The organism is Desulfatiferula olefinivorans (assembly GCF_054657895.1).
Map to the genome: position 1 here is coordinate 1 of NZ_BAAHXV010000070.1, position 6,671 is coordinate 6,671.

Consider the following 6,671-nt stretch of genomic DNA (forward strand, 5'->3'; position numbering starts at 1 on the left):
CCCACGGAAAAAAACGTTTCGTGATTGCGCTCAAATATGAAGGTGAAGAATCCTATCGATATATCATCGCATCGGATATGACCTGACAAACGGATATCATTGAAGCCTATACCTTGAGATGGCTTATCGAGGTTACCCTTGAGAATGCGCCTCTGGCTGATGACCCGATTGAACAGTTCAAAACATTCGCAACGGCTTTGGTGGATAATCTGGTTCAGCTCAACACTTCAACGAAACACATGGCTCCTCGGGGTCTTGGCAACCTGGAACCATCACCTGCTCTCAAACACAGGCAGGCTGCTTGACATGGGTACAAAAAACTTGAAGATCGAGTAATATAAACACCATTGGAGCCGTTGCCCGGGAATGAACCAGGGGGTTTTTAAGGCCCGGTTCATTCCCGGGTGGCTCAATTCGAAACGACCATTTTTGGCTCAGTTTAATTCGACCATCGAAGCAAAAACTTAATGGAATTTTTTAAAGAACCAGAAATAATTAAATGTGGGCATAGTATTTGCTTATAAATTTGTAAATTTTATCTGGTTATGGTCATGGCTCAAGTTGACACAATTTGTTGCAGTTTCAGAACGCCAATAACCACAACCCATTGTAGATAACTTGCGTGAAGTGCATAACCAAAAAATTTAATTAAAGGGGGAAATATGTCAACTAAAAATTTAAATATTAATCTCCAAACGTTGAAGCATTTTTATTGTTTATTTCATTTAATAACTACAATTGTATTGATATCTGTTTTTTTGCCGATGTCTGCTAATTCGGCTGAAATATATGTTGGTCCAAATGAAAGTTATACATCCATACAAGCTGGTCTGTCAGCCATGTCTAGTGGTGATACTTTAATAATCAGAGATGGAACCTATCGCGGTTCTTCAAACATGTTTGACTGGGATCATAGGCCACCTAACGGAACAGCGAGTGAGTATACGGTTATTAAAGCTGAAAACAAAGGAGGTGTGTTTATTGATGGGGAAAATATACGAAAACCTCTTAGTTTAGAACATATTGATGGTATTTCTTATGTTGTATTTGATGGGATTCAATTCGGTCGGTCTATTGATCATGTATTTCGTTTGGGTAATTCACACCATGTAAAGGTTTTAAATTGTTCAGCATTTGATGCTGATGAGGGTGAGCATTTATTCAGTTCGTATAGCAGCTCTTATATTTTATTTGAAGATTGCTGGGGGTGGGGGCACTGTCAATACGGTTTTCATTTTAGGATAAGTGATCATTGTGTTGCAAGACGTTGCGTAATGAGAATTGATCATGCATTACCAGGGGATCCATGGACGGCGCCTTTTTTTAATTATGAGAGCAATTATGTTGAATGGCAAAATTGTATAACTATAGATTCTGATCAGCTGTCATATTTAGATGATAACCAGAATGGTACTGGAGGTATGTTTGGTTTTTTAATGGGTAATAATAGTACAGTTAGCCATGATGTGAATTATAGAGGGTGTATTGCAATTAATAATGCTACTCAAGGCTTTATTATTTCTGAAAATGATCACAGTGTTACTATTGAGAATTCCATATTCTGGGGGCAATCATATAGAGATATTATATATGTGAAAGGCAGTACCTCTCCTCAACTGGTTGTAAATCATTGCACTATCGGTGGTAATGAAACTGCTTCTGCAAGGGGGGTTTATTGTAGTGGTTTTACTGGTGCTACGGTTAATAATTCTGTAGTTTATGGGCTCGTAAATGGAATTGGTTTACAACAGATTGCTTCAGCAAATAATAATTGCCTTTACAATAATCAAACTAATTTAGTGAGCAGTGGTGGCACTGGTAATCTGGTTCAGACTATTAATCCTCTGGGCAGTTTTTTAAAGTATTTAGTTCGTACTGAAAGTAATACTTCTCTTGCTCTTGATAATGTTTCAAACGATGGCGAACGAATTGGCGCCTCTGCTGTTTATAAAATAGGACGTTCTGGTTCATTGTGGGGAGAAGATGGTTATAATGTTCAAACAAGCGAATCACTTTGGCCATTTCCAAATGAAAATATTATGAAAAGTCAAATGAAATCATTTACATATGACAGTGGAAAACTTACTGGGAAAAGAGGATTTTGTTCAGATGGTAAGCAGTTAAACGGCGTTGATGATATTACATTAACTTCTTATATTTGGGAATATCTTGGAAATCAGATGCCAGCAATAATTTATTCTGCACCTGGGCAACCTACCTGGCCATAATTATAATTTAATAAAGTTAATTAATTTTTGAGGGAGGGCATAATGAAAAATAACATAAAAAATATAACGTTACTTAAAATAGCCTTATCATTTGTATGTTTTTCGGTTTTTTTTAGTTCATATGGCTTTTCTGCCACAGCAGCATTACATTTGGTATGGATTGCACCGAATTCCGGTGGGCCTGTTTCGGGTTATTATCTGTATTACGATACTAAAAATTATAGTACCGAATCTGAAATTTTGGCTAATATGGAAAAGATTGATACCGAATCAAATAATACTTTTTATAATATTAATGGGTTAGAATGTGGTATAGATTACTATGTTTATGTACAAGCATACAATGGGAGTGGCATAGGGCCAATATCTGATGTTAAAATAAAACAATTGATTCCAAGCAAGGTAAAGGGTATTAATGTTTCTGAATAGATTATAATTTTTTTAAATGAAAACCACAAAATAGCCTTTCTCAATCGAAAATGATGAATGATGAGAAGTGCTTTTCATTATGTGAGACAGATATGTGTGGAATATTTTGTATTCATTTTTTTGAGAAAAGTCGTTTAGTGAATGTCGCGATGGTTGAAAAAGCTACTAATAGCATGGCTCATCGGGGACCTGATGATTCAGGATATTATATTAATGGTAATACGGGTTTGGGACATAGGCGTCTAAGCATTATTGATTTGGCCTCAGGGCATCAGCCGATGACCAATGAAGATGGTAACGTTGTTGTCGTTTTTAATGGTGAAATATATAATTTCAAAGAGATCCAAACTGATTTGTTGGCCAGAGGGCATTGTTTTCATACAGATTGTGATACGGAAGTTATTGTTCATGCTTATGAAGAATGGGGCACAGAATGCCTGAAAAAGTTTAACGGGATGTTTGCTTTTGTTGTTTTTGATAAAAAACGACAAAGATTATGGATTGTCAGAGACAGGCTGGGCATTAAACCTCTTTATTATTTTTATGATAAAGAGGTTTTTATTTGTGCATCCGAGGTTAAAGCTATTCTGAAGACAGGGTTTGTAAAATCGGTAATGAATGAGAACGTGTTGGATGCTTTTTTTTCTGTAGGTTATGTACCTGGCTATCAAACCATGTTTAAAGGGATATCTAAGGTTTTGCCTGGACATTATTTGATAATCGATAATGGTGATATATCACAGTGTGAATATTGGGATTTTGCTGATATTGAACAAAAAAACGTTGAGCAAGCAACATTTTTTGCTGAAATAGAATCACTTCTATTGGATTGTGTTGAAAAACGATTGGTCAGTGATGTTCCGGTTGGTGCTTTTGCAAGCGGGGGGTTGGATTCCAGCGTTGTTGTTGGAATGATGGATAAATTGATTGCTCCACGATCCGTGAATACGTTTACGGTGGCTTATAACCAAGGATATTCTGAAAAAGAATACGCACAAATTGTTTCAGACAAATATCGAACAAATCATCATGTTTTTTATCTGGAACCGGATAATTTTTTTGTATCCCTTGAAACCCTGATTCGGTTTGCGGAAGAACCCATTGTTGAACCTGCTGCCATAGCTCTTTATCATATATCTAAGCGTGCACGTGAGCATGCCATCGTTCTTCTATCCGGGGAAGGTAGTGATGAAATTTTTGGTGGCTATTATTTGTATCAATTTATGTGTGTTCTCGACAAGGTCAGACGGTATTGCCCGGATACTGTGCTAAGGATCATGCCTTTTCTGGTTCCGGTGTGTTCAAAATTAAAATATCAAAAATACTTGGACTGGATGAATACGCCTTTGCATGAGCGTTATCAGGGGACATCCAGTTATATGACACCAGCTTTGAAACGATATTTGTACCACCCGGACTTTATAAAAAATCAATCCACTTATCTACCAGATCAGTTTGCAGGACATTTTAATAAGGTAAAGGGGAAAGACCCCTTAAGCCAGATGCTTTATGTTGATACTAAAACATGGCTTGTGGATGATCTTCTGGTCAAGGCAGATAAAATGACCATGGCGGCTTCCATTGAACTTCGGGTTCCGTTTTTGGATTATAGGTTTGTTGAAGCTGTAACGTCGCTGCCCACACAAATGAAGATCAGAAAGGGCGAGAGCAAGTATCTGTTAAAAAAAATATCTGAATCCTTTTTGCCCAAAGAAATTACATACAGAGAGAAAAAGGGCTTTCCGGTGCCGACTAATGAATGGTTTCAGGGGTCGCTGATGCCACAGATTGAAGATCGATTATCACAATTAAAGAAAGACGGCTGGTTCAGGCCCCAGGCGTTGGATGATATGCTCGTTCGGCAGAAATCCGGTAAAGAAGATCTCAGCAAAATGTTGATGACGCTATTGGTTTTTTCGGAGTGGTTGCGGCAATACGGATGATTTTTGTGAAGTGACGAATGGTTATCAAAAAGGCAGAATACATTTGTATTCTGCCTTTTTGTTTGTGTACTACAAATTAAAGATTATTTCAGTGCTTTTTTCTTCCTTGCACCAGCCAGTCCGAGGAGGCCAGCGCCGAGGAGGATCATGGTGCCGGGTTCGGGTACGGGGGCGGCTTTGATGTCACTAATGCCTACAACCATATCGTCAAAACTCATATCGCCACCGTTTATTAAATCTTCAAATGCGATTACAATATCAGAGCCAAATAGACGCCCTACAGTATTATCACTTGTATCGAAAACCATAGCATGATCGACACCGTCTATGTTCAATTCGGTATGGGTATAATAAGTATATAATTGAGGTGTTGTAATGTAAAAACCGAAAGCTGAAGCATCAATCACCGCACTAACATTGGTATTAGCATTTGTAACCGTACCATCGGCCAATGAAAACTTTAATGTCGTGCTTTCATACTGTGAATCTAAACCTTTGAATATTTCAAGGGTGTTGCCGACCTGTATAGAGCCATCATTATTAAAGGAATAACCATACATACCAAAGGTGTTTTGATCTTTGAACCCGGCAATTTCAAGTAAAAGAAAAGCCGTTGCATCGTCGTTATTTCCATCTGTATCAGTTAGTTGAAATCCTTGAGCACCGATATCAGTGTATGTCTGAGTGCCTGAAATATTAGTAATATCATACAAGTTCATGGGTGCAGCAATTGCGTTAATTGATAAAAATGTAAAGAAACAAATAAAACATGATAGCGCTTTAACGATTTTCATTATTATCTCCTTTGAGTAACAGAAATGCAACCCGGCGGTCTTAACTCTAAGATCCGTGGCTTTCCGTCCCGATCTCACGAAGGGTTTGGCTTTTTCTTTTAGCGTTATGGTTTTTAAACGGTTAATAACTTTTAAATCTAATCGATCAGTATTTCACCCCCTCCTCTAAAAGAATGTAAAATTATAAATTTTCAATCTTAAGCATGCATATGCTATGCCATTTTAAAATTATTCAAATTATTAATAAGAAAATTCATATATTTTAGTGCTTTGAGTTTTTAATACTGAGTTAAATTTGGTGCTTTTTTGAGTTTTTTATAGGCACTATTATGTAAAATCCCGGTTCGGAATGTGTAACAGAGGTGATACATGGGGTTGGGGGATTATGGGGTGTGTTGGTTTGATCGAGGGGCAGGGCATCAAGCCTTGACGTCTTCGTAAACAGTCCGATTTCTGCGTTACGCGTCATCCCTTGCCACTTCGGGGTGCCCTAAGTACGTCTCATTCCACAGGGTTCGCAAGCCTTTATCTCGAACATTTTACGAAGCCGTCTGAATATTGACTTTTCTGGTTATGCACTTCACTCAAGTGATCTACGATGGGTTGTGGTCATTGGCGTTCTGAAACCGCAACAAATTGTGTCAACTTGAGCCAATTGCATAACCAGATTGACTTTTTACGTGACTGGCATGCTTGCCATCTTAAAATCGCCCGCTTTACAATCCCCATATAAATTGGTAAGCCTTCAAAAGAACAGGCGGTTAGGTCCAGCACGGTTTTATCCACCAGTCCTTATCATTATCACCGAGTGAGACCGCTAAGCCTGTTGGAAACATACCGTCGATGGCTCGATGCCAACCTCGGGACAGTGGGAAAAATTATAAGGAGAACAAGGCAGATCTTAGTGCTATCTTCCGTAGAATTGAGGCCCATGTGAGCGTACACAACAAAACCACCTTGATTATTTTTGTGGAATCAATATAATCTAGACAGTCTGGCCAAATAATGAAGCGGAGGTGGTGTTATGGAACATTGGCAGTTACAGAATGCAAAAAACAAGTTCAGTGAGGTCGTGGAAAAGGCTTTGAATGTTGGGCCTCAAGTGGTGACTCGCCGTGGCGTTGAGACGGTTATTGTTATGTCTGTTGCGGAATACAGGAGATTGACACGGCCGAAAACATCCCTTGTGGAATTTTTTAAACATTCGCCGTTTCACGGTCTTGATATCGACCTCGAAAGACGCAAGGACAAGGGAAGGGATATTGAATTGTGAAATA

Annotated in this window: 5 protein-coding genes and 1 riboswitch; of the genes, 4 read left to right on the forward strand and 1 reads right to left on the reverse strand. The window is 38.4% G+C overall.

Translation table 11 applies throughout. The annotated features are described in order from the left end of the window. The first annotated feature begins 662 nt into the window (after positions 1-662). From ACYQ11_RS21570 to asnB, 3 genes are all read left to right on the forward strand, one after another. The gene (locus ACYQ11_RS21570) at positions 663-2,228 is read left to right on the forward strand and encodes a right-handed parallel beta-helix repeat-containing protein (protein WP_459925907.1); all 1,566 of its coding nucleotides are present in this window, start codon (positions 663-665) and stop codon (positions 2,226-2,228) included. 42 nt (positions 2,229-2,270) lie between these two features. Continuing rightward, positions 2,271-2,657 (forward strand): fibronectin type III domain-containing protein, encoded by a 387-nt coding sequence (locus ACYQ11_RS21575; RefSeq protein WP_459925908.1) that lies wholly within the window; start codon positions 2,271-2,273, stop codon positions 2,655-2,657. 92 nt (positions 2,658-2,749) lie between these two features. Continuing rightward, positions 2,750-4,600, forward strand: a complete 1,851-nt coding sequence (gene asnB / locus ACYQ11_RS21580; protein ID WP_459925909.1) for an asparagine synthase (glutamine-hydrolyzing) — start codon at positions 2,750-2,752, stop codon at positions 4,598-4,600. 83 nt (positions 4,601-4,683) lie between these two features. Here asnB and ACYQ11_RS21585 read toward each other — a convergent pair whose 3' ends face one another. Next, a complete protein-coding gene (locus tag ACYQ11_RS21585; protein WP_459925910.1) occupies positions 4,684-5,394 on the reverse strand; it encodes a PEP-CTERM sorting domain-containing protein in 711 nt (236 codons plus the stop codon). A 22-nt stretch (positions 5,395-5,416) separates the two neighbouring features. Then, positions 5,417-5,494: riboswitch (cyclic di-GMP riboswitch) on the reverse strand. Between the two features lie 924 nt (positions 5,495-6,418). Between ACYQ11_RS21585 and ACYQ11_RS21590 the strand changes: the two genes are divergently transcribed. Further along, positions 6,419-6,667 (forward strand): type II toxin-antitoxin system Phd/YefM family antitoxin, encoded by a 249-nt coding sequence (locus ACYQ11_RS21590; protein WP_459925911.1) that lies wholly within the window; start codon positions 6,419-6,421, stop codon positions 6,665-6,667. Positions 6,668-6,671 lie beyond the last annotated feature (4 nt).